The organism is Microcoleus sp. Pol14D4 (assembly GCF_036701245.1).
GTDB lineage: Bacteria > Cyanobacteriota > Cyanobacteriia > Cyanobacteriales > Microcoleaceae > Microcoleus.
In genome coordinates, this window is the sequence record NZ_JAUBQM010000053.1 from 17,395 (window position 1) to 41,167 (window position 23,773).

Below are 23,773 nucleotides of genomic sequence, written 5' to 3' on the forward strand. Positions count from 1 at the left end.
TGGTGTGGGAACTTTCGCCGGGGTAGCCTTGTCAGCGGTGAATTTGCACCAGACATTGAAACTAAAAAAAGCGGTTGAAAAGCTGGAAGTTAAAGTAGAAAATGGTTTCATCAATTTAGAACAACTTTTGAAAGGTCAAGGCGCAGAAATTAAGCAATTAATTTCGGAAGTGGTTGCAGATATAAAATTTGAGAACCATCGCCTAGTCTTAGTGCGGGCTTACGGGTTATTTAATCAAGCAATTCAACGAATGCGATCGGCTTTGCAAATTCAAGACATTAACCGTCGCAATGCTGAAATTGACGCAGCGCGGGGGATGTTGTTTGAAGCTTTAGCAGACTACAGAAATCCGCATTTATTAGAAGAAACTTGTGCGGCGGGACAGTTGCGGCGGTTAGAGTGCAGTTGGGCGATCGAGCAAAGTATTATCGGCACGTATCAGGTGCAAAATGAATTTGGTGCTGCGGGCGATCGGCTTTCTCAACTTCAACAACAAATCCGTCAAGATGGCCTCGATATCATACAATGCTGTGACTCTGACGAAGAGCTTGATTTTCTATTTCCTGAAATCACCCGAATTCACAATCACGATTTAGCCGCCTTAGACATTTGGCTTAATCAGATTGAATGGACTAAAGCTTTGCCCGAAACTGAGCTAAAACAGTTACAGAGTAAAGATTTTACTCATGCAAATTTTTCATCAAGCGGTGATCAAAAATCAGCAACAACAGCTTCAGCAATACCGGATGAACAGTTATTTTATGAAAATTTGCGGCCTAAGTCTCATTTTTATTCTCTTCGGACTCAACTGGAATTAATGCTCGATCCGCAGCAGCGTCAAGAGTATGAAGATTATATCCTTGAGCAAGGGCAAATAGCTGGTCATAAAAGTTTAGTATCGTCGAACTTGGAAAAAGCGTCTGATTTGGCTGTTGCTAATCTGTTTTACTATTTCCGAGTCCGGGATAAATCGGAATACGAATCAGAATTAGATCCTGATGAAACTACAACTGATACCACTACTCCTAACGTTTTTGCTGAATCTTCCCCAAGTGGTAAGGTTAAGCAGCAAATCTATGAAAAAGTCAAAGCCGTTGTTGCCAAGCAACTAGAAGTTGATGCAAGTCAAGTCACCATCAACGCTAATTTTGCCAATGATTTAGGAGCAGATTCTCTCGATGCAGTAGAGCTAATTATGGCAATCGAGGAGGAATTCGACATTGAAATTCCCGATGAAGTTGCCGAGCAAATTAGTACCGTTCAACAGGCTGTTGATTACATTTACAAAAAAGTTGATGTTTAAAAAGCCAAGACAGTAACCAAGTTCAAATTCCTGAAACAACAGAAGCTCAGATTCAAGATGATTCCCAAACTATGAAATAATTTGGGTGGACTTCAGAGTCAGGAATATTTAATTGCGATGATGAATTGGCAGAATTTCAGTTAAGTCTCAATCCTCATAATCAATGACGAAAAGCGATCGCTCACAAACCTAAAATCACACGTAGGGCTACTGCCAGATCATCCATATAATTTTGATCTAAATGACCGATTACCCTAATAACCCTAGATTTGTCTATCACTCGAATCTGTTCGCAAAGTATTACTGAATCTTGATTTAAACCCCCAACTCCAGATGGAACAAATACATGAGAAGGTAAAAGAGCGCGACGAATCTTTGTAGTAAACGGTGCCATAATAGTATGAGGACTTACTGCATTAGCACGATCGATCTGTAAAATGACAACAGGCCTTATACCAGCTTGCTCTGTACCAACTACCGGATTCAAATCGCATAACACGACATCTCCTCTTGTATATGTGGGATTTACTGATGAATATCCTACCATTGAATCTCTCCACGGGCTAACTTTTCTTCGTAGGCTTCTAAATTCTTTAAATAGTCAGAAAAGTCGGATTCACTAAGCTGTGGCAATTCACTGTTGTATTTGAGGAGCAAAAAGTCTATGAAATCATTCACCTCTTGAACAAGTGACTCTGGCAGTTGGCTAATTTTAGCAATAGTTAGATCGTAAACTGTCATGTTTTTACCCTATGTATCTTATTCACTTAACTATAACGCTCTCTATCCAATTACCGTTTAGCCGCGAAACTCAAACAAGCCCAAATATCCTGTTGGGTGAGATAGGGAAAATCATCTAGAATTTCTTGATAAGTCATCCCAGAATCGCACACCCTACTCAAAGACATTCATTAAGCTGTTTCAGATCCCCTTGCGGCTGCACTTGCTTGTGCAAACTAATTTTGTCGCCCACTTCATACCCCGAATTAAAACCCGCCGCGCTGCTGACTTGAGAATCTGTTCTCGTTCTAATTTTAACCCCTCGGCCCTCTAGATAATCCGCGATCGCCCGTTGATTTTTCTCAAACATCGATCGCACTACAATCCCTGGAGTCGCCGCCACATCCCCCGAACCCGGAATCCCCGACTTTTCCATCTCCTGTTTTTGTTCCAACAATCTTTGTCTCAACCTCGTCGCGCATCCAACCCGAAAAGCATTCAGATACGCCAACCCTCTCCCGTTTCCTTTGCGGTATTTAGCCCTTTTTTCAATCGCCGAACTCAAATACTCGTACAGGTGTTTGCAAACAATCAGGTTTGTAGAAGTTCCCACCAAAAACATACTGCCATTATAAGTGTTTCGCATGGCAGTGCAACCGTTAGCGTCGGCAATTCCCGAAAGCAGCATCATTTTCCAAGTCACAAATTTGGATGTTGTTTCAACTGAGTTTTCGTCAATCTCTTCTTGGTGATTTGGCCCTAAATCCGCGAGGCTGAGATTGTACTGTGCCAGTAAAACAGAAGCTTTTTCGGCCGCAGCAGTCGATTCGTTTTCATTGGATGAGGTGGCGAGGGCTAAAAGCTTTTTGATTCTTTCGACAATACTTGTGTCTGGCATTTTTCAATCGGTTTTAGGGTGAGAGTATGCGGTAGCAAGGATTTGGGTGAATTCCTATTTTAGTATAGCTGGGAATGTGCGATGTTTTTTGAGGAGGATTTTTTTGAACCGCAGAGGGCGCAGAGGGCGCAGAGAGAGAAAGAAAGAAGTTTGCAACTGATGCGCGGATTGGTTACTATTCGAGGACTTCCAGGACTGATTTGGGCAACAATTTATCTTTAAACCAGACTACTTTTGCTGGCACATCATTTACATTCACCCCGGCTTTTTCTAAATTCAGCCGTTCGGAAATAGCTAAAATCAAGTTATCGCATTCAGACTTCTGTACTTGTGCAAATTTCTTTTGCAAATACTCCGGCCGCCAATAGCCAACTATTTCTAATAAAAACACTCGCCCGTCGGGATGCACCAACCGAAAGTCGGGAATCATCACACTACCTGGAATCGGAATTAAATCAACTTCTCGCTCTAGTTGCCACTCGGTTTTTGTGGAATTCCATCTTTCAGCAAATGCTGCTTCTAACATACTATCATACGGCTTGCCAGGGGGATAGTGGCTGACTAAACCGCAGTCGGAATTGAGGGTAAATTTACCTATTTTCAAAACGCCGCTAAAAGGATCTTTTGTGTGCAGTGTCGAGTGCATACTCCATTTGGTGACGTGCAGCAGTGCGGGCAGCATTTTCGCCAGGGCTAAGCCGTAGCGGGTACTGGGTTTGAATAAGCTTGTAGGACCGTCTATTGTCAGTGTAAAACCGTGGTCTGCATCGCCTTCGATGTAAGTCATTAATTGAAATAGTTTCAAATAGCGAAATAAGAGTTTGTATTCTCCCGGATCGTTGCGGTGGGCGGTTAATTGGACTTGACTTGCTCGGTAAAATATGCCTTGAACTTGAGAAAGATTGTATTTGTGAAGCAAGTTTTCGGGAGTTGGTGCATTAAACTCAGTGAGGATTTTGTTTTCGTTTAAATCGGCGTATAAACCTGTAGTGATTTCGTGTGGCAAAACTTCTCTGTTTAACTCTTGGCTGAGTTCACTTGCTACTTTTTCCAGGGTTAATTGGGTGGATTGAGGGCTGGGAGTCGATCGCGCGGACAATGCAAAAACCCGCTGTCTCAACTCTGAGGGTTCTAGGGGACTGATGACTTCCAATGTGCAGAAACCGCCTTTCAGCAGGTGCGCTAATCCCCGTTTCAGCCGATAATCCGGGCTGTCGCCTTCTAATTCTAGCAACCGTCCGTCGAGTTCGCCTTGGGTTTTGCCGATCGACTCTTGGAAGCAGTTGATCATTTCTGTAGCTGCTTCTAAGTTTTTAGCATCTATCTTGAGGCGTAGCGGGACGATTGATTCCCCGTTTTGGCGGTGACTTAGTAGATCAGTTGGTAGCATAAGCAGTGAAAACTTTTACTCAATTCTTCGTTCAACAATCACCATAACTCCCCTGAGTTTTCCCTCTTCTGTCAAGCTTTGGGTAGTCCGAATTCGCCGATCGCAACTGACAAGATTTATGGTTTCTACAGCCCTGAGAATGCCAGTTGCTTTGTCCCATACTTGAAAAACGATTAAATTATCTCCAACTTCTGTGGCTAGTGTCTTGTAGTTAGAAAAGATAGAGTCATTACTTTCAATTTCTACTTGCCCTTCACCGACAACATGACCCACAAAGTTTTGTGTTTCACTCTTGCCATTGGCATAAGTTTGAACGTTTGTTTGCCTCCACTGGTTATCAACAATTTTCTGGGTTAACACTGCTGTAAAACGCTGGGTGTCTTGGAAATCAGCATTGAGAATTGTCCAAGTTCCCTCCCAAACTCCTGTATGTTTGGGGAAGACTTTAAAGTTACTTATTTGTGTGATATCGATCATTTTCCGGTACTATGAATTAGTCAATATTGAGATTATACACTAATTAGGCAACCTTCAAGGTTTCTTTAAATCATCATTTTTTACCCACTTTGCTGTGATTCTGCGGCTTTTTAGTCGCCTCTCGGTTGACTCCGTAAATCGATTGTAGATGGTAGTTTTTAAATAGACCTAGGAGTGATTTAATTATATAGCCATCTTTTCGCTAAGACTACTCATCCCGCAACTAATTTATTTAGGCTTGCTACCAGGGAATTTCATCATTGTCTTCTCCCCATTTGGCGGGTGATTCTGCTGCTTTTTTGGTTGTCTCTCGGTTGACTCCGTAAATGGGTGTCGGTTTGACAGTTTCTAATTTATGATATTCGGGCTGCGGCTGTTCAATTGGTGTTTTTGCTTGCGGTTTGTGAGGCTGCATTCCTCCCCGGCGGCGCTGAGAAGTTCTTTCTTCGCTGGTGTCTTCGGTGACGACTTCGTAGAGAATTGCTAACTTATTTACATCGCTGCTTTTGCGGAGAACTCGACCCAATCGCTGAATGTATTCGCGTTCGCTGCCTGTTCCTGACAATATGATAGCAATTCTGGCGTCGGGAACGTCCACTCCTTCGTTGAGGACGTGGGAAGCGACGAGGGTTTTGTATTCGCCGCTGCGAAAGCGATCGAGGATTTCGTGGCGTTCTTTGACTGGGGTTTGATGGGTAATTGTGGGGATGAGAAATTCTTGGGAAATTCGGTAAACTGTGGCGTTGTCGCCGGTGAAAATTAGCGTGCGCTGGGGAGAGTGTTCTGCTAGTATGTTGGCTAAGATTCGCAGTTTTCCTTCGGTACAAAGGGCGATTTCTTTGGCTTGGCGGTGGGCTAGCATGGCGCGCCGTCCCAAGGGCGATCGCGCGCTTGCCATGATAAACTGTTTCCAACCTTCGAGGCTGGATATTCTGATGTTAGACTGTTTTAAGAAGTCGTTGCGAATGTTGATTAATTCGGCGTAGCGATCGCCCTCTTCTTTTGACAGTTTTACCATGATTTGAACTATTTTATGGTCGGCTAAAGCATCGCCTGCCAAATCTTCGGGTCTTTTGCTAAATACTGTCGGGCCGATCAGGAAATGCAAATCGCTGTGGCGGCCGTCGGTGCGATCGGGTGTGGCTGTCAGTCCGAGTCTAAAAGGCGCGATCGCATATTCGGAAATTACTCGATAAAAATCCGTTGGCAAATGGTGGCATTCGTCAAAAACCAGCAAGCCGTATTTATTGCCCAAGGTTTCTGCATGAATACTTGCACTGTCGTAGGTTGCCACTAAAATTGGCGTTTTGTCCCGCGAACCTCCGCCCAACAATCCGATTTCGATGTCGGGAAAAGCTGCTTTTAAATTAGCATACCACTGGTGCATTAAATCAAGAGTTGGTACTACAATTAATGTACTGCGACCAGTGACTTGCATGGCTAATTGTGCCAGATAAGTTTTGCCGGAAGCGGTGGGGAGGACGACTACTCCTTGGCTTCCTGCTTCCTGCCAAGCTAGGAGGGCTTCTTCTTGATGTGGATAAGGCTGCATTTCCACGCTGGGTACGAGTTCGAGTAGTTCGTATCCCCTAGCTTCGTCGGTGAAGTGAATGCACTCGGCTTGGAGGGATTCTACCAGCGGGCGGTAGTGAATCGCCCGAATGCGGAATTTTTCCACGCGATCGTCCCATGTCGCAAAGTCCACCCAGTCTCTGCCTTTGGGCGGCGGGTGCAGCAATAGAGTTCCGCGATCGAATGTTAATGTAGGTATCCGTGCCATTTGTTTTAAGACCCGCTGACTGCAAGCCTGTTAAATTATAAGCGATCAATCAAATATATTGACTCTTCTTGAAATTATCTGTGTTAATCTGCCCTACATCTGCGGTCGATCTATCAATCAAAAAATTATGTAATTCAAGTCTAAATTTAGGAAATTGCGATCGCACTGGATAAAAATTAAACAAATATTCTCCTAGCCCGATTGCCGGATTGCCAAATCTAAAATCTACAATGGTATTGTCCCGCTGGGGATGGTTTTTAGGTTAGATTCGATCTACATATGCCTGAGATTAGAGGTTATAGATGGAAATAGGCGTCCCCAAGGAAATCAAGGATTTGGAGTTTCGAGTCGGGCTCAGCCCCACAAGTGTCCGGGCTTGTTCGGACAAAGGCCACACAGTTTTCGTGGAAACGAATGCTGGTGCTGGGGCCGGTTTTGCGGATGAGGACTACGTTGAAGCAGGGGCTAAGATTGTCTTAAAGGCTTCAGATGTCTGGAAGCGCGAACTAATTGTTAAAGTTAAGGAACCGCTGCCTGCTGAGTATCCGCTGATCCAAAAAGAGCAGTTGCTGTTTACATATTTACACTTGGCAGCCGATCGCACATTAACCGAGCATTTAATCAGCAGCGGAGTCCAGGCTATCGCCTATGAAACAGTCGAACTCCCGGACAGAAAATTGCCGCTGCTGACGCCGATGAGCATTATTGCAGGGCGTTTGGCCGTGCAGTTCGGAGCTCGGTTTCTGGAACGACAGCAAGGTGGCAGGGGCGTGCTTTTGGGCGGTGTACCGGGGGTAAGACCGGGTAAAGTTGTGATTTTGGGCGGCGGCATCGTCGGCACAGAAGCAGCGCGAATTGCCGTAGGAATGGGCGCGAGAGTGCAGATTTTAGACGTAAATATCGATCGCCTAGCCTATTTAGAAACTCTGTTCGGTTCCCGAGTAGAATACCTCTACAGCAGTCCTTTGCAAATTGAAGCAGTTGTTCCCGATGCTGATTTGTTAATCGGTGCGGTTTTGGTTCCGGGGAAAAAAGCTCCGGTGCTAGTTTCTCGCGAATTTGTTGCGAAGATGCACCCCGGTTCTGTGATTGTTGACGTAGCCGTTGACCAAGGCGGCTGCGTGGAAACTTTGCGGGTAACTTCTCACACAAATCCTACTTATGTTGAGGAAGGAGTTGTACATTACGGGGTGCCGAATATGCCCGGTGCTGTACCTTGGACTGCGACTCAAGCTTTGAATAACAGCACTTTGCCTTATGTTTTGCAGTTGGCAAATAACGGGATTAAAGCTTTGGAAATGAATCCGAGTTTGGCGAAGGGATTGAACGTGCAGAATCAGCGATTGGTGCATCCGGCCCTGCGCGAGGTTTTCGCAGATTTGGCCTATTAGATGCCCATTTTTTCAGCAAATTCGGTAGGTGCGTCAAATCAAAGCTTGTGGATTATTAATAACGGGGCGCGATATGACGCACCCTACTCAACTACACAGCGTTTTGCGATGTTTGGCTAACAGTAAATCCTCGAAACTACAGCATTTCTCAACCCGAACTGTAATTGGTGCCAAATATTACTCGCAGTCCAGAAAAAAAATAAATTCCTCAAAACACTTGACAGATTCGCGGAGGTATGGCAGAGTAGTAATTCGTGACCGATGCGGAACTGGCGGAATTGGTAGACGCGCATGATTCAGGTTCATGTGGTGCAAGCCTTCCGGGTTCAAGTCCCGGGTTCCGCATTCCCAAGGCAGAAAAAAGTTTGGGGTTAACCCGATACAGGCAATAACCCCATTCGCTCTGCTGAATTAAACAATGCTGACAAGTATTCAAAACCCCCTAGTTAAAGAAATCCGCAAGCTGCACAGCTCGAAGGGACGCAGGGAACAACAATTATTTTTACTCGAAGGGACGCACTTGCTTGAAGAAGCTTGTGCTGCCAAATACCCGCTAGCAACGGTTTGCTGCACTCCCGAATGGCAGGATCGGCACGGGGAACTTTGGGAGCAAGTTGGTAATTTAGCCGATCGCACAGAATTAGTAAGTGCAAAAGTGTTAGAGTCGATCGCCACTACAGTCCAACCCGACGGCATTGTCGCCACCGCACCCCGCACTGCAACAGAACCGGCAAAATTGTCAACTTTAGGAATAGCCTTAGAAACAATCCAAGATCCCGGCAACTTGGGGGCGATCGTCCGCACGGCTGCGGCTGCTAATGCCGACGGTTTGCTGCTGAGCGCAGACAGCGCCGATTTAGACCATCCCAAAGTGCTGCGCGCCTCCGCAGGAGCTTGGTTTAAGCTGCCAATGGCAGTCAGTCCAGATTTAACCGCCGAAGTCTCCGCGTATAAAAATCGAGGAATGCAAATTTTAGCAACCGTCGCCGGGGCCAGTTTAAGTTATTGGGAAGTAGATTTGCGAGTGCCGACTCTGATAGTTTTGGGCAACGAAGGCTCTGGTTTGTCGGAAGAATTGAGGAGTTTGGCCGATCGACAAATCCAAATTCCCCTAAGTCGTGGCGTAGAATCTTTAAATGTGTCGATCGCCGCAGCCCTCATCTTGTACGAAGCTCAACGGCAAAGAAGTCATTAGTTATTAGTCATTAGTCATTAGTCATTATCTGTTGGGGCGGGTTCATCAATATCTGTAACTTCATATTCAGGGTATTGAAAAGCTGTTGGGCATTTAAATTGTATTTTTTGTATTTTTTACTTGCACTGTGCCAAAAGGAGCAAATCCTCTCCCCCTCTCCCCATTCCCCCCCATCTCCCCCTATACCAATCTACCCCTCTGAGATGTGGCGGATTTTGTTTATATTGATGCAAACTGTAAAGCCAGGAAAGCGGTTACTCTCGTACCAACAGTCCAGGCTGGCATGAAATAAATATGAAGAAGTGTAGCCAAGTGCTCTCACAAATGTTAAGATTCTTAACATAACGTAGTATTGTGCACGCCCCAACCAAAACCTAACCTGAGACGGTGCTGACTGGGAGTAGTAGCTAGCTACCATAAAATTAAGCCTCTTTAAATGGAAGGAAAGCGCAAGTCCCCGCCCGCTTTCCTTCCCAGCTAAAGCTAGGGGTTTGCGACTACCGCAAACCTTTAGAGGCACAGATCCTCAGCGGGAAAAGCTCATGAAAACTCTTAAGTCCTCAGATACAGATTCTGTTCGCGCTTACTTGCGGGAAATCGGCCGCGTTCCCTTGTTGACCCATGAGCAAGAAATACTCTACGGGAAACAGGTACAGCGCTCAACCGCACTGCATCAGGAGAAAAATATTTTAGCCGAAGAGTTAGGCCGCGACCCGACGGCGGCTGAATGGGCACAGGCAGTTGGGCTGTCTGAGGCACAGTTGCAGCGGACGATCGAACACGGGGAAAGGGCAAAGCGCCAAATGGTGGAAGCGAATCTCCGCCTGGTAGTGTCTGTTGCCAAGAAATATATCAAGCGCAACGTAGATTTACTGGATCTAATTCAGGAAGGCACGATCGGGATGCAGCGGGGAGTAGAAAAATTTGACCCGACTAAGGGCTACAGATTTTCTACTTATGCTTATTGGTGGATTCGTCAGGCAATTACTCGGGCGATCGCTGAAAAAGGTCGCACCATCCGCTTGCCGATCCACATTACCGAAAAGCTCAACAAAATTAAAAAAGCTCAGCGCCAACTTGCTCAACAGCTTGGTCGCGCGGCCACGGCTGCTGAATTGGCATCAGAGCTCGAATTGACTCCCAAACAGATTCGCGAATATCTCGATCGCGCGCGCCTGCCACTTTCCCTGGACTTGCGCGTGGGAGACAATCAAGATACAGAGTTGGGCGATTTGTTGGAAGATACGGGTACTACGCCAGAAGATTTTGCCCTGCAATCTTCCCTGCGGACTGACTTAGACCACCTAATGGCGGAACTGACTCAGCAACAGCGAGAAGTGCTCGCCTTGCGGTTCGGTTTAGAAGACGGGCAAACCCTAACTTTGGCAAAAATAGGCGATCGTCTCAACATCAGTCGGGAACGAGTGCGGCAAATAGAACGGGAAGCTTTGACTAAACTCCGCAAACGCAAGCAAGATATCAACGATTATCTAGCCAGCTAGCTAGATTGGGGATTGGCGATCGGGTCTCCCCCCTTGCAATCCCCAATCTAAAATCGTAAAAACCGCCGCTTTTAATTCGGTTGTGCCCACTTCGTTGCTATGACTGTCCTGCTACATTAGTAATTACTTAGTAATAAAGATCAGCAGCGATCGGATAAAGGTTATTTAATTTAACCGCCCGCGTCTAACATAACAAGCTGTCTCTGAAACGGAGGTACTCGTGAGCAACTCATCTAATAAATCCCCAGAATTCTTTGAAGAAGACGGAGAAAATGCCAACTTATTATGGCAATACGTGCAGTCAATGGCTCCCGACACAGTTTCTCAGTTGTCTAAGCCGACTTCTCACGAAGTGTTTCAAGTAATGGAGCGAAATATTGTTGGACTATTGGGGAATTTGCCTTCGGAACACTTCGGGGTGACAGTGACTACCAGTCGCGAACATTTGGGTAGATTGCTCGCCTCAGCTATGATTAGCGGTTATTTTCTCAAAAATGCCGAACAGCGAATGACTTTTGAAAAGTCCATACAAGCCAGTGAGAGACATGGCTCGGACGATTAGTAGATTCTTAACATTTAAGTGATCCAAGTGTCAAGCCCCCCCTCGCAAGATGGGGGCTTAATATTTTAGATTTTAGATTTTAGATTTTAGATTTTAGATTTTAGATTTTAGGTTTTAGATTTTAGATTGTTGATTGTTGATTAAATAGTAATTGAATAATTATTGATATTATTCTTCAATTCCCCATTCCCCATTCCCCATTCCCCATTCCCCATTCATAATCAATATGTCTCTTCCTCCTTTGGCCCACAAAGTTATCGGCGTTGCTGCAATCTGGAACGATCGCCAACAAATTTTGATTGACAAGCGCCGACAACATGGACTACACGGGGGTTTCTGGGAGTTTCCGGGCGGAAAAATAGAGCCTGGGGAAACAATCGAAGCTTGCATAAAACGGGAAATAATGGAGGAGTTGGGGATTGTTGTAGAAGTTGGCGATCGCTTGATTACAATTGACCACGACTACATTAAATTTACAGTTAGACTATACGTGCACCACTGCCGCCACGTCAGCGGGGAACCGCAAACGATCGAATGCGATGAAATTCGCTGGGTGACACTCGACGAAATTGACCAATTTACTTTTCCCAAGGCAAACGCACAGATTATTGCTGCACTGCGGAAAAGTTGAGCTGTAATATCAAACTCGGTTGCTACTGACAAGTGAAAAATCTACAGCTAAGTTTTATTTTTGGACGGGCAGAGTAAAGTGAAAACAACTGCCTCTATCGGGTACAGAGTCTACCCAAATTTGACCGTAGTGGGCGCGGATGATGCCTTGACACAGAGACAGTCCAATGCCGTAACCATCTGTTGATTTATCTCGCTGCAAGCGAAAGCTGTCTTCAAAAATGCTCGCGCAATCTTCTTCAGGAATTCCCGGGCCGCTGTTGCAAATGCTGACTTGAACTTTGTAAGCGGTGCGGTGGAGAATTGAAAGATTAACAGTTCCTCGGTCTGGGGTGTACTTGCTGGCGTTGTCAAGCAGGTTGATCATGACTTGTTTGATGCGATCGGGATCGGCATAAACCAAAGGCAAATCTGCGGGAATGTCTGTTTCTAAGTTCAGACTTTTCGCCTGAAATTTGTCTTGAAATTGCAAGATTACATCTTGACAAATCGCCCCTAGTTCGATTCTTTTTGGTTCAATGTGGAGTTGAGCGTTTGTACCCCGGGCTGCTTGCAGGATATCTGTAATCATACGATCGACAATTTGGATTTGGCGGCGGGCTTGTTTCATCAAATGAGCCGCCAGACTCGGTGTCAAACGCGACTTTTCTCCCTGTTTCACCTTCTGACTAGACTCCAAAGTCTCCAAAGCCAAAGATGCGGCCGTCAAGGGATTGCGCAAGTCGTGAGCTAGCATCGCAATAATCCGGTCTTTCAACTGCAACTGCTCTTGCAGGTGTTCTTTTTCCTGTTTGAGGCGAAAAACTTCATCAGAAAGCTGCACAAGTTCGGCGGCGCAAGCAACGGAATAAAGTGGTTTTGGGTTAGTCAGGCTTTCAGCAAGTGCTGGGGCTGACTGCTGCTGAGCTGCGTATTCTTCTACAGAACGCTTCCAGCGGGGCCACCAGTGTTCGAGTTGGGCGATTAAATTGCTGCCGGCGAGAGTTTGTCGCGGATCTGGATGAATTTTTAGCAGCGAGGGGGTGGCTACAAGTTTAAAGTGTTCGGCTAAATCGGGCTGTTCTCCTACGTCGATGATTTGAAGCTCAAAGTCGCACTCTGCCTTCAAATCCTTTAGGGACTTGCGGATGTGTCTGGTCTGTTCCCGGGAAGAGGAACGCTTGTCTACAAACAGCAAAAGCTGTAAAAGCGGTGCGGAATTTACCGGCTGTTCGGGAGAACAGTCAGTGCCGCTGGTGCCGGGTGTGGGATGGACGCTGTTGAGCTTTTCGATCGGGTGAAAATAATTGAGCATTGCCGAGCCGAGTTATTTCACTTCTACTTTAATTTAATACTTACTTTAGATTTATGCTATTGTCCGATAATTTCATTACAGGCGGGCAGATGATATTTTTGAGATGGAAGAAAAATGAGTCGCTGCGGGTGGTGGTTCAAGTGGCGGCTGCCTTTTTTGTGCTGTGCCTGTTGCTGACGCTGCACCGCTACTACAGCTTTTACGCTACTTACGACCAAGGCATTTTCAATCAACTTTTTTGGAACGGCACTCGGGGTCACTTGTTTGAGAGTTCCCTCTCTTCGGCGTTGTCCACTAATGTGGTTCACCAAAATCAGCTCCCGGAAGTATCTTACTACCGGTTGGGGCAGCATTTCACCCCGGCGCTGATGCTGTGGCTGCCAATTTACTCGCTGTTTCCCTCGCCCGTCACTTTGACGGTGTTGCAGGTGACTTTAATTACGGCGGCCGGAGGAGTGCTCTATGCTCTCGCCAGACACTATCTGGAACCGAGGCTGTCGGCGACAATTGTTGTGAGCTATTACTGCGCTAACGCGGTCATCGGCCCGACTTTGGGCAATTTTCACGATATTTGTCAAATGCCGCTGTATGTCTTTGGCTTGCTGCTGGCGATGGAGAAGCGCTGGTGGCCCTTGTTTGGGATTCTGGCAACTTTAATTTTGGCCGTGCGAGAAGATGGGGGAGTTGTTTTATTTGGCGTCGGAGTTTACCTGATTTTGAGTCGGCGCTACCCTCGGACTGGTTTAGCCGTCTGCATACTCAGTTTTGGTTATATGATCGTCCTAACTAATCTGATTATGCCTTTGTTTTCTGCTGACATATCCCAGCGGTTTATGATGGAGCGCTTCGGTCAATATGCCGATGGAGATGAAGCTTCTACTCTAGAAATTATTTGGGGAATGCTGAGCAATCCCTGGCGGTTGGTGGCTCAGTTATTTACGCCGTTTTTTGGTAAGATTAGATACCTGCTTGGCCAGTGGTTGCCATTAGCTTTGGTTCCTGCTTTCGCGCCTGCATCTTGGATGATAGCTGGATTTCCGCTGCTGAAGCTATTTTTAGCGAAAGGAGAGTCGGTGCTGGCGATTAATATTCGCTATGCGATGACTGTGGTTCCAGGGCTTTTTTACGGGGCTATTCTGTGGTGGGCCCAGCGTCAAAAGGAAGAAGATAGAATGGTGAGAGAGGAAAGAATGTTTTTGCGTTTTCCTTCTGCTTTATTTCCTCTGCCTTCGTCTTCAAAGTTTCGCCGCTTTTGGGCGTTTTGTATCTGTTTGTCGCTATTTTTTACCTTCACTTCTAACCCAAATCGGACTTTTTCTTGGATTTTGCCCGATGCGATCGATCCTTGGGTGCAGGTTCCTCTTGTCAGACAATGGCAGCACGTTTTGCAAGTGCGGCCGCTGTTGGCTCAAATTCCTGCTGATGCTAGCGTGGCAGCGACGAATACTATTGTGCCGATTTTGTCAAGCAGGCGGGAAATTCTCAGGTTTCCGATGTTTGAACTCCGCAATGATGCGGGGAAGGCAGTGAAGATGCAATATGTAATTGCCGATATCTGGCAGTTGCAGCAGTATCAGGCTGCGTTTCGCGGGGAACGGGGACAGTTGCGGGAGATCGTACCGGCGATCGATCGAATGTCCAAATCGGGAGATTACGGCATTGTTGGCTTTGAAGACGGCGCGATTTTGATGCGTCAGGGTGCTGTTTCTAATTCTGCATCTGCTGCTGCTTGGACCCGTTTTCGCGGCGAATTGGAGCCGATTTTGAAGAAACGGTAAGCGGGTAGGCGCGATCGCCATTGCTTCCTTCAGTGGCTCAAATCTTGAGGAAACCTGTTTTTTTCAGGTAATGGCGATCGAGCAATTTCATGCAAAAACCACGTTTAGGCATGATTTTCTGTCTTTGTTGCTGCCAAAAGTCAGGCATTGGGCATCAACTTACGATCGACTCAAATTTGAGGCCGATCATTTTACAATAAATCTGTTAATCCTAAACATTAAGTTATATAAATTATTTGGAGGAAGAAAGATGAAAATTTTGGTATTGGCATGGGAGTTTCCTCCCAGAATCGTAGGCGGTATCGCCCGCCACGTATCGGAACTGTATCCTGAATTGGTAAAGCTGGGTCACGAAATACACTTAATTACAGTAGAGTTCGGCCACGCGCCGATGTACGAAGTGGTGGAAGGAATACGTGTGCATCGGGTGGTGGTGGGGCACGCCAGGGACTTTTTTCACTGGGTGGCGAATCTCAACCAAAGCATGGGCCACCAAGGCGGAAAACTGATGCTGGAGGAAGGCTCCTTTGATATCATCCACGCTCACGATTGGTTGGTGGGAGATGCGGCGATCGCCCTCAAGCATACCTTTAAAGTACCGCTAATTGCCACCATCCACGCCACCGAATACGGGCGTTTCAATGGCATCCACAATGAGGGGCAGCGCTACATTAACACCAAGGAGAACGACCTCGCTTACAACGCTTGGCGGGTAATTGTTTGCAGCGATTATATGCGTCGGGAAGCCGAACGGGTACTATCAACTCCGTGGAACAAAATAGAGGTAATTTACAACGGAATTAGACCAGATAAAAAGCCCAGGTGGCACGAATTTGATGCGATGGATTTCCGCCGCAGGTTTGCTGCTGATGATGAGAAAATTGTCTATTATGTAGGAAGAATTAGCTATGAAAAAGGCATTAATGTATTTTTGCAGGCGGCACCTAAAGTAATTTGGGAAATGGGGGGTAAAGCAAAAATTGTAATTGTTGGTGGTGGCAATACAGACCATCTCAAACATTTAGCTTGGCATTTAGGAATTTGGAATAAGTGTTATTTTACTGGGTTCATGTTTGAGGAACATCTTGACAAATTTCAGACGGTGGCTGACTGCGCGGTTTTTCCCAGTCTTTACGAACCTTTTGGGATTGTTGCCTTAGAAAGCTTTGCTGCAAGAGTGCCTGTGGTGGTTTCGGATGCGGGCGGACTTCCAGAGGTGGTGCAGCACACTAAAACGGGCGTTGTTACTGAGGCAAACAATCGGGATTCTTTGGCCTGGGGAATTTTGGAGGTGCTGAAAAATCCGGGTTACGCGCAGTGGTTGGTTGACAATGCTTATCAGGATTTGGAACGCCGGTTTAGTTGGCCTAAGTTGGCGATAGAAACCGAGTGGGTTTATGAACGGGTGGTGGAGGAAAGGGCTGAGGTTGATTGGTAAGAATGCTGGCTGTTGAGGGTGAGTAGAATATCAAGTTTTTTTGTTGCCAATATTAAGAAATTGTAACACAATGATATAGATACACTCGACCTCAGCTTGAGCGCACTCAGAAGATTTAAAGGGAATTAGCATCTTGAATATTTTTAGGGACATCGATCCCCAACCCAGACGCAGCTTGCTGACTTTATTCACCGCAGGGCTGCTATTCTGGTCAAGTTTGGCTTCGCTGCTGCCAACTTTGCCGCTGTACGTTCAATTTGTGGGCGGCACAAAACAGCAAATTGGCTTTGTGATGGGTGCATTTGCGATCGGACTTTTGCTATCGAGGCCACCGTTGGGTAAAATAGCCGACAGCAGGGGGCGAAAACAAGTTTTGCTGCTAGGCGCGACAGTCGCTGCGATCGCCCCTTTTGGCTACCTGTTAGCTCAATCTATCCCCTTACTGTTACTTATTCGCATTTTTCACGGCATTAGTATCGCCGCTTTTACTACAGCTTACAGCGCTTTGGTAACAGATTTATCGCCGCCAGGAAAGCGGGGCGAATTAATCGGTTACATGAGCTTGGTTAATCCTATTGGTTTAGCAGTTGGGCCTGCTATTGGTGGATTTGTACAAGCTTGGGTTGGTTATACTCCTTTGTTTGCGATGTCGGCGGCTTTCGCTGCAATGGCTGTATTTTTTACCTGCAAAGTTGCGGAACCTAATTTTGCAGATTTAACAAAATCGGACTCGCTATCTGAGGATAAAAAGAGCCAAAAATACTGGCAAATGCTCTGGAATCCTAGAGTGCGGATTCCGGCTTTAGTGTTATTGGTGGTTGGTTTAGTATTTGGAACTTTGAGCACTTTTATGCCTTTGTTTATCCAAGAAACTAAGACTAATTTGAATCCAGGATTATTTTATTCGACGGCGGCTATCGCCAGTTTTGGTATACGGTTGCTCACGGGACGGGCTTCGGACAAATACGGTCGCGGCTTGTTTATTTCTGGTGGCTTAATCTGTTATGCCGTATCTATGTTATTGTTGTATTTTGCTAACAACAGCAGTGCTTTTTTAATAGCAGCTTTGGTTGAAGGTTGCGCGGGTGGTACGGTTTTGCCGATGATGGTAACGCTGATGTCGGACAGGTGCGAACCTTATGAAAGGGGCCGCTTGTTTTCGCTTTGTATTGGCGGATTTGATTTGGGAATTGCGGTTGCGGGACCGACTTTAGGCTTTGTTGCTGAACAAGTTGGTTACAGAAATATGTTTGGTTTTGCGGCTGGCCTCGCTGGCTTGGCTTTGCTGATTTTTATTACTCAGTCTAGCAAGGGCTTATCTAATTCGATGAAATTTGCGATCGGTCGAGGCAAAGATATTTATGCTTTGAATCAGTAGACTTGAATTGCCAAAGTCCTTTTAATCAATTTTTGGGGCGGGCTAGAAGCCCACCCCACCAGAAAAAATGATTTTTGTGGGATGGGGTTTGAGCAGCGTCCTAGATATTTTTGCAAGAGGTCTAGTAAACGCACAAAATTAAAAAAGTTATGAGTTTTAAGTCGTGAATTGAATTAATTTCTTAATTCAAAACTCAAAACTCAAAATTCATAACTTTTAGTAGTGGGCTTGGAGGGATTCGAACCCCCGACCTCATGGTTCGTAGCCATGCACTCTATCCAACTAAGCTACAAGCCCCTGTTGAGTTCAGATTTAATCTAAAATTGATTAAGTTCTTTTCTCACAGAATCTAACATTAACACCATTACCAAAATAATGCAAGACCTTTCCCAAACTTTTTCTAAATTGCCCGATGTGGCACAGCTAACTCACCTCGACAACAGCGGGGAAGCCCAAATGGTGGACGTTTCAGCGAAGGTGCCGACTGTACGGCAAGCTGTGGCTGCTGGTCGGGTGCGGATGTTGCCGGAGACGTTTGCGGCGATTGAAGCGGGGAATGCGCCGAAAGGTGATGTGTTGGGTACTGCAAGGCTGGCTGGAATTATGGCGGCCAAACAGACTGCACATTTGATTCCTCTGTGCCACCCTCTGCCGCTGAGTAGCGTGGAGGTGCAGGTGATGCCGGATGCTGGGTTGCCGGGGTATCAAATTCGGGCGACGGTGAAAATTAAGGCGGAAACAGGGGTGGAAATGGAGGCGCTGACGGCGGTTTCGGTGGCGGCGCTGACTTTGTACGATATGGCTAAAGGATTGGAAAAGTCGATCGCCATTGAATCGATTCGCCTGGTGAGTAAAAGTGGCGGCAAGTCAGGAGATTATGAAAATTTAGAGGCATAAGTTTCCTGCCTTGAGAGGGATGCAGAATTCAAAAAGCTGCACTTAAGATTAAAATAGGCACAGAACTACTAATATCAAGTGAAAAACTATGCCTCCTCGTTGGCCCCGCAAACCCGATCGCAATGATCCAGAGTACCGCCGCTTAGATGACCGGATGAATTTTGCTATCCACGTCGGTCTTTTTTCTGCTACCAATTCAGGTTTGTGGTTTGTTCACAATTTGCAAAAGGCTGATTGGCCTTGGGCAATTTCGGTAACGGGTGGATGGGCTCTAGTAGTTTTGGCCCACGCGATTTACCATTTTGCGATCGCCGATTATTCGCCCCTCACCAAAGATTCTGGCTGAAGGCAGTTGGCGGCGATTTGTTAAGTCTTTTGATTGATAACAAGTAACTTTCGGCTTTTTTGATATGGCTAATACTACACAGGCGATCGAATCCTTAGCAGCCGAAATCGGCGAAAATGTCTACATTGACATTGCCAAATGGCATTTGTATCTGAGAGATGCTCACCTGCATACCGTTGTTGCCGAACAACTTTATTCCATGCTGGAAGATGGCAATTTAGATGCTGACAAAGTTGGACAAGTTTTGCAAGGAATTCCAGTCAAGTTGGGCGGCGGCAAGCGGGAAGTGCCGCTGGCAGATTTAATTCCGATGCAGTGTCAAGTTCAATTGATGGATGTGCTTGAGGAATTTCAGCGGAAGATGTAAAGTAAAGGGCGGGTTTTGTACGCAGATTGTGGGCGTTGTGTCTAGTATTTCGCCTTTAACCCGCCCCGAAAATTTTATTTGCGAAAACGCCCCCGAATGCGATCGACAAACATATCAACTTCCGGCAACTTCATCTGACTGACAAACAGGGCAAAAACTCCTAACCCTACAAAACTTGCCACACTCAACTGCACTAATTGAACGACCAAACCTTCAGTACCCAAAACTCTTTGACAGGCTTGCAGAGTAGCCAAGCTAACGAAAGCAGTTAAACAACTCCCAGAAGTTAACCCCAGAAAAGGTAAACTCCACTCTCCCCAAGGCAGGCCACCCAGCTTTTTATCTAATAAGTACAAAAGCATAATCATCGAAAGAAGATTCACTCCCACCGTCGCCAAAACTAATCCGGGCGCCCCAAAGGCTCCAACCAACAAATAATCCAAAAGAGCGTTTAAAAAGATATTGATAATACTGATGCGAAAAGGGGTTTCCCCGTCTCCCAAAGCGTAAAATACCCGTACCACAACGTCGCGTCCCAAATACACAAACATTCCAATACTGTAAGCCATCAATATCGGCGTAACAAACAGCGAGGCCTCTCTATCAAAAGCATAGCGTTCGTAAACAATGCGGACGATAGGCCCAGCCAGCGTTACCATTAAAGCGCTCATGGGCAGCATCGTAAGGGCGGTCAAAACTAAAGATTGACGAATTCGATCTTTTAATTCCGGCCAATCTCTCGGATCGGTGAGGCGAGAAAATATGGGTAGAAATGGCACTAAAATTACATTAGAAATAATGCCTAAAGGCGTCATAACTAACAAGCCACTGTAACCCATCGCAGAGGCAGCTTGAGGGATGTAGGATGCGAAAAATAGGTCAGTATAAACATTAATTTGCAGCATTCCTGATGATAAGGTAGCAGGAACCATCACCTTAATTACTTCTTGCACTCCGGGGCGTTTAAAATTAAACCGCAAGCGCAATGTTCCCAAGCCTGCGCGCCACTGCGCCGCCAGTTGCACCAACCACTGCAAAACTGCACCCGCTAACGTTCCCCAAGCTAACACTAAGCCACCAATTAGTGCGGATTCTGGCTGAATAATTTTGTCTCCGATTTGCAGTGCGAGAATCCCCAAACCGCCGACAAGTGCAACGCTGGAAAATAAAGGACTAATCGAAGGCAGCCAGTACATATCGGCGGCATTGAGAGTGCCGAAACCAATGCCGATTAAGCCTGAAAGTAATGCCATCGGCGCCATAATCCGAAATTGCTGGACGGCAATTGCTTTAATTTGTAAACCTTCTGCTGTTCTATTTAATCCCGGTGCCACCAAATCGATTAGCGGATCGGCAAAAATAATTAAAGCGATCGTCACCAACAGCAACAAGCCCCCGACTAAGGTGGTGATAGTCTCGACTAAGGGTGCTGCTTCTTTTTTATCCCGGCGGGCTAAAACACTGACGATGGCGCTGTGAAATGGCCCGTTAATCCCTCCGAGCAAAATAAATAAGAAACCAGGGATGACGTAGGCGTAGTTGTAGGCATCGACGGCGACACCGACTCCAAAGGCTGCGGCGATCGCAATTTGGCGCACCAATCCAAAGACTTTGCTAATTAGAGTGGCGACTGCGACAATGCCGGCAATCCCTGCGAGGGAACGAGAGGGCTTCTGTAATTGGGACACAAATGGTTACAAACGCTAATGCTAAAAGGATTCACTTATTTTAATCGCGAACCGGGAGAATCATATCACGAACTCATAAAACTTCTAGGGGGAATTGCGCTTGTACCAATTTTATCGCTATTACTGACTTGCGGAAATTCAATAATCGATTGGGACTATTCGTCCTAACTACAAACCGCCGTTTCGTGCTATGATGCGTCAATCTAAAATCTACAATCTAAAATCTACCATTTAAAAATGATTAAATAAATGAGTTGATAAAAGCAGATAGTTCATAACTTACGATCGATTGTGTTAGCTCCCAGACTTCTTTCAAAAGTGCGGAGCCAGGTATTCCGTTATAGGTAAAATATACAATCGAGAATCTAAAATCTAAAATCTAAAATCGAATGACTGGCTTAATTTACCAATATCCTCCTCTTTTACCCGGAATTCTCATCAAACGTTACAAGCGATTTTTTGCCGAAATTGAACTAGATTCGGGAGAAATAATCACCGCGCACTGTCCGAATACTGGCCCGATGACTGGTGTTTACATTCCGGGCAATCCAGTGCTAGTATCTCCCAGCGACAATCCTAAACGCAAGTTAGCTTATACTTGGGAATTAATTAAAGTTTGCGACACTGTGCCAACTTGGGTGGGAGTTAATACTGGGCTGCCAAATCGAGTAGTTAAATTAGCTTTGGAATTGAAATTGTTTCCAGAGTTGGGCAATTACAGTTTAATTCAACCGGAGGTTGTCTACGGCACTGATAAAAAAAGTAGAGTGGATTTTTGGCTAACTGGTGAGGAAAAACCGATTTTTCTGGAAGTGAAAAATACAACTTGGGTAAAAGAGGAGTTGGCTCTATTTCCCGATACAGTGACAGAGAGGGGACAGAAACATTTGAGAGAATTGATAGAAGTGGTGCGGCAGGGTTCGAGGGCTGTAATGCTGTATTTTATTAATCGCGGGGATTGTACTGATTTTGCTCCGGGGGATAGTGCCGATCGCATTTACGGAGAATTGTTCAGACAGGCGATCGGTGAAGGTGTAGAGATTTTGCCCTGTCGCTTTGACGTGACGCCAAAAGGCATTCGCTATTTGGGGTTAGCAAAACTGGATCTACTAACCCTAAATGATTAGTTTAAATTGCCTGCATTTCTCGATCGATCTCGACACTAGCCACGCCCGGTACGCTCTTTATTCCTTCTAGCTTCGACTGAGAAACTTCTCCAGTAACGATACCAATCACAGGCAGCACCTCATCCACTTTCATTCCCGCCGATTCTAAGGCAGTGACAACCGATTGAATTACCGATATGTTTTGGTCGTCAACAGCCACTATGATGCGCTGTACTTGTTCGTCAGACATATTTAGCATCCTTTGGAGTACATCCATTGCGCTATTGTAAATTGTCTTCTGTTAGATCCCCGCAGGCTTAAAGTGCTGCGGAGACTTGGGTATTCTGCATTACGGAGCTTGTACTAAACCGCTTCCAACACGAGTATTTGGCAACGGTAGCGCCATAGCATAGGCAGTCAGCAATTGCCAAAGTTCAGCACCTCGTTTACCAGTCGATTCGGCATACAAGGCCGCGAGCCCAGCCACGTGCGGTGTAGCCATGCTAGTGCCATTGTAAGCAGCATAACGCCCTTTATTCATAGGCACTGATGAGTATACTTTCACTCCTGGAGCGGCGATATCGACTTTAGTTCCTTGAATGAGGTCAGAGGTAGCCGAGAAGTCAGGCACTTGGACGCAGTTATCAACGGCTGCAACAGCCATAATCGAGGGACTATTCGCTGGTTGTCCAACGGTTTTGGTTGGTCCGTGATTGCCGGTGGCCGCCACGATCAGACACCCATTTTGCAGTGCCCGACGACCGACAGTTTCGTAGGCCGTAGAGGGCTTTGGATTGGTGTTTCCTAATGACATCGAGATCACTTGACACCCATTGGCGATCGCCCATTCCATCCCAGCCAGAATCCAGCCACTAGCGCCACTACCGGCATTACTCAACACTTTACCGACATAAATGGTCGATTCGTAAGCGATCCCGTACCTGCGGCCGTTAAGATCCTTGAACCCGCAGGCTGTCCCGATGCAGTGCGTGCCATGACGGTTGCCATCTTGTACGTCCTCCCCTGGTACGAAGGACTGCGATACGATCGATCGACCTGCGAAGTCGGGATGTTGGAGATCCATCCCCGTATCCAGCACAGCAACTTTGATTCCACTACCAGTCAACAGAGAGTCGATCGCCTTCGTTGCCTTCAAACCCCAAGTAGACTCGCTATCATCGGAAAAACATTCTTGTTTCTCGATTTCTGCTGCTTCTGTAGTAGTGGCTTTGTCGTACAGGTTATTCACCGCATCGCGATAACCCCGCAAATAGTCTGCCGACAACCCATCACCAATGGCGTAGAAAGTGCGCTCCGGTTCGATCGCCAGAATAGCCGAATCCTCTCCCGCTGAGGTCATGATGCTGCTGAAAGCCACTTCGTCTAACGAGACGACGGCCACGCCGAGAGTAGGAAACACCGCTCCCCCTGCTGCTTCAATTTGGCTCAAGTCTAGAGCAGAGTCCGGGAAATCGGCAGCATTTGCCAGTCCTCTGATGCCAGTTTGGTCGTTCAGAAGATCTAACCCTTCTATCACCGCATCATCGCGGAAAGTAATAATGTAACGCCCTGTTGTTTCATCAGCTTGGGCAGTTTCTGGGATGGGAAAACTAGGTTGTTCAGACATAAATAC

Annotated in this window: 24 protein-coding genes and 2 tRNA genes; 14 read left to right on the top strand and 12 right to left on the bottom strand. The window is 46.2% G+C overall.

Annotated elements, in window-relative coordinates:
• The first annotated feature begins 1,072 nt into the window (after positions 1-1,072).
• On the top strand, positions 1,073-1,303 hold the full coding sequence (gene acpP / locus QUA33_RS18560) for an acyl carrier protein (protein WP_333150155.1): 231 nt from the start codon (positions 1,073-1,075) through the stop codon (positions 1,301-1,303).
• A gap of 181 nt (positions 1,304-1,484) precedes the next feature.
• On the opposite strand, the gene QUA33_RS18565 is transcribed toward acpP, so the two are convergent.
• From QUA33_RS18565 to QUA33_RS18595, 7 genes are all read right to left on the bottom strand, one after another.
• Entirely contained in the window at positions 1,485-1,850 is a 366-nt protein-coding gene (locus QUA33_RS18565) for a type II toxin-antitoxin system PemK/MazF family toxin (RefSeq protein ID WP_333150117.1), read from the bottom strand.
• Positions 1,844-2,044, bottom strand: coding sequence for a DUF2281 domain-containing protein (locus tag QUA33_RS18570; RefSeq protein WP_333150119.1), 201 nt, complete (start codon positions 2,042-2,044; stop codon positions 1,844-1,846). The genes QUA33_RS18565 and QUA33_RS18570 overlap by 7 nt, the downstream gene beginning before the upstream one ends.
• Before the next feature lie 50 nt (positions 2,045-2,094).
• Positions 2,095-2,211, bottom strand: coding sequence for a DUF433 domain-containing protein (locus QUA33_RS18575; protein WP_445243262.1), 117 nt, complete (start codon positions 2,209-2,211; stop codon positions 2,095-2,097).
• Positions 2,202-2,921 carry a DUF2786 domain-containing protein gene (locus QUA33_RS18580; RefSeq protein ID WP_333150120.1) on the bottom strand — a complete coding sequence of 240 codons (720 nt, stop codon included), beginning with the start codon at positions 2,919-2,921 and terminating at the stop codon, positions 2,202-2,204. The genes QUA33_RS18575 and QUA33_RS18580 overlap by 10 nt, the downstream gene beginning before the upstream one ends.
• 175 nt (positions 2,922-3,096) lie before the next feature.
• Positions 3,097-4,311, bottom strand: a complete 1,215-nt coding sequence (locus tag QUA33_RS18585) for a DUF790 family protein (RefSeq protein WP_333150122.1) — start codon at positions 4,309-4,311, stop codon at positions 3,097-3,099.
• Between the two features lie 15 nt (positions 4,312-4,326).
• Complete coding sequence (locus QUA33_RS18590; RefSeq protein ID WP_333150124.1) at positions 4,327-4,788, bottom strand: DUF3598 family protein; 462 nt, start codon at positions 4,786-4,788, stop codon at positions 4,327-4,329.
• Between the two features lie 241 nt (positions 4,789-5,029).
• Positions 5,030-6,568, bottom strand: a complete 1,539-nt coding sequence (locus tag QUA33_RS18595; protein WP_333150125.1) for a DEAD/DEAH box helicase family protein — start codon at positions 6,566-6,568, stop codon at positions 5,030-5,032.
• Positions 6,569-6,870: 302 nt separating this feature from the next.
• Between QUA33_RS18595 and ald the strand changes: the two genes are divergently transcribed.
• From ald to mutT, 6 genes are all read left to right on the top strand, one after another.
• Positions 6,871-7,959 (top strand): alanine dehydrogenase, encoded by a 1,089-nt coding sequence (gene ald, locus QUA33_RS18600; RefSeq protein WP_333150127.1) that lies wholly within the window; start codon positions 6,871-6,873, stop codon positions 7,957-7,959.
• A gap of 263 nt (positions 7,960-8,222) precedes the next feature.
• Positions 8,223-8,304 (top strand) — tRNA-Leu (locus tag QUA33_RS18605).
• A 73-nt stretch (positions 8,305-8,377) separates the two neighbouring features.
• On the top strand, positions 8,378-9,154 hold the full coding sequence (locus QUA33_RS18610; RefSeq protein ID WP_333077675.1) for an RNA methyltransferase: 777 nt from the start codon (positions 8,378-8,380) through the stop codon (positions 9,152-9,154).
• 542 nt (positions 9,155-9,696) lie between these two features.
• Positions 9,697-10,656, top strand: a complete 960-nt coding sequence (locus tag QUA33_RS18615; RefSeq protein ID WP_190661889.1) for an RNA polymerase sigma factor, RpoD/SigA family — start codon at positions 9,697-9,699, stop codon at positions 10,654-10,656.
• A gap of 220 nt (positions 10,657-10,876) precedes the next feature.
• Positions 10,877-11,218 carry a DUF760 domain-containing protein gene (locus tag QUA33_RS18620; RefSeq protein WP_172187001.1) on the top strand — a complete coding sequence of 114 codons (342 nt, stop codon included), beginning with the start codon at positions 10,877-10,879 and terminating at the stop codon, positions 11,216-11,218.
• 226 nt (positions 11,219-11,444) lie between these two features.
• On the top strand, positions 11,445-11,849 hold the full coding sequence (gene mutT / locus QUA33_RS18625; protein ID WP_333150129.1) for an 8-oxo-dGTP diphosphatase MutT: 405 nt from the start codon (positions 11,445-11,447) through the stop codon (positions 11,847-11,849).
• Between the two features lie 54 nt (positions 11,850-11,903).
• Here mutT and QUA33_RS18630 read toward each other — a convergent pair whose 3' ends face one another.
• Entirely contained in the window at positions 11,904-13,142 is a 1,239-nt protein-coding gene (locus QUA33_RS18630; RefSeq protein WP_333150131.1) for a histidine kinase, read from the bottom strand.
• Between the two features lie 53 nt (positions 13,143-13,195).
• Between QUA33_RS18630 and QUA33_RS18635 the strand changes: the two genes are divergently transcribed.
• From QUA33_RS18635 to QUA33_RS18645, 3 genes are all read left to right on the top strand, one after another.
• Positions 13,196-14,920: a DUF2079 domain-containing protein gene (locus QUA33_RS18635; RefSeq protein WP_333097350.1), complete on the top strand. Its 1,725-nt coding sequence runs from the start codon at positions 13,196-13,198 to the stop codon at positions 14,918-14,920.
• Between the two features lie 250 nt (positions 14,921-15,170).
• Positions 15,171-16,358: a glycosyltransferase family 4 protein gene (locus tag QUA33_RS18640; RefSeq protein WP_333097351.1), complete on the top strand. Its 1,188-nt coding sequence runs from the start codon at positions 15,171-15,173 to the stop codon at positions 16,356-16,358.
• Positions 16,359-16,491: 133 nt separating this feature from the next.
• Complete coding sequence (locus QUA33_RS18645; RefSeq protein ID WP_333150134.1) at positions 16,492-17,736, top strand: MFS transporter; 1,245 nt, start codon at positions 16,492-16,494, stop codon at positions 17,734-17,736.
• A 223-nt stretch (positions 17,737-17,959) separates the two neighbouring features.
• Here QUA33_RS18645 and QUA33_RS18650 read toward each other — a convergent pair.
• A tRNA-Arg gene (locus tag QUA33_RS18650) sits at positions 17,960-18,033 on the bottom strand.
• 78 nt (positions 18,034-18,111) lie between these two features.
• Here QUA33_RS18650 and moaC point away from each other — a divergent pair.
• The 3 genes from moaC to QUA33_RS18665 all read left to right on the top strand — a co-directional run bounded on the left by moaC (position 18,112) and on the right by QUA33_RS18665 (position 19,346).
• Entirely contained in the window at positions 18,112-18,633 is a 522-nt protein-coding gene (moaC, locus tag QUA33_RS18655) for a cyclic pyranopterin monophosphate synthase MoaC (protein ID WP_333150136.1), read from the top strand.
• An 88-nt stretch (positions 18,634-18,721) separates the two neighbouring features.
• Positions 18,722-18,979: a 2TM domain-containing protein gene (locus QUA33_RS18660; protein ID WP_006633890.1), complete on the top strand. Its 258-nt coding sequence runs from the start codon at positions 18,722-18,724 to the stop codon at positions 18,977-18,979.
• 64 nt (positions 18,980-19,043) lie between these two features.
• The gene (locus QUA33_RS18665; protein WP_333037589.1) at positions 19,044-19,346 is read left to right on the top strand and encodes a DUF3181 family protein; all 303 of its coding nucleotides are present in this window, start codon (positions 19,044-19,046) and stop codon (positions 19,344-19,346) included.
• A gap of 74 nt (positions 19,347-19,420) precedes the next feature.
• Here QUA33_RS18665 and murJ read toward each other — a convergent pair whose 3' ends face one another.
• Entirely contained in the window at positions 19,421-21,034 is a 1,614-nt protein-coding gene (gene murJ / locus QUA33_RS18670; RefSeq protein WP_333150138.1) for a murein biosynthesis integral membrane protein MurJ, read from the bottom strand.
• A 389-nt stretch (positions 21,035-21,423) separates the two neighbouring features.
• Here murJ and sfsA point away from each other — a divergent pair, with 389 nt between their 5' ends.
• Positions 21,424-22,161: a DNA/RNA nuclease SfsA gene (sfsA, locus tag QUA33_RS18675; RefSeq protein ID WP_333150140.1), complete on the top strand. Its 738-nt coding sequence runs from the start codon at positions 21,424-21,426 to the stop codon at positions 22,159-22,161.
• A 1-nt stretch (position 22,162) separates the two neighbouring features.
• Here the strand turns inward: sfsA and QUA33_RS18680 are convergent, their stop codons facing one another.
• Complete coding sequence (locus tag QUA33_RS18680) at positions 22,163-22,390, bottom strand: hypothetical protein (RefSeq protein WP_333150142.1); 228 nt, start codon at positions 22,388-22,390, stop codon at positions 22,163-22,165.
• A 99-nt stretch (positions 22,391-22,489) separates the two neighbouring features.
• Entirely contained in the window at positions 22,490-23,767 is a 1,278-nt protein-coding gene (locus tag QUA33_RS18685) for a S8 family serine peptidase (protein WP_333150144.1), read from the bottom strand.
• Between the last annotated feature and the right edge of the window lie 6 nt (positions 23,768-23,773).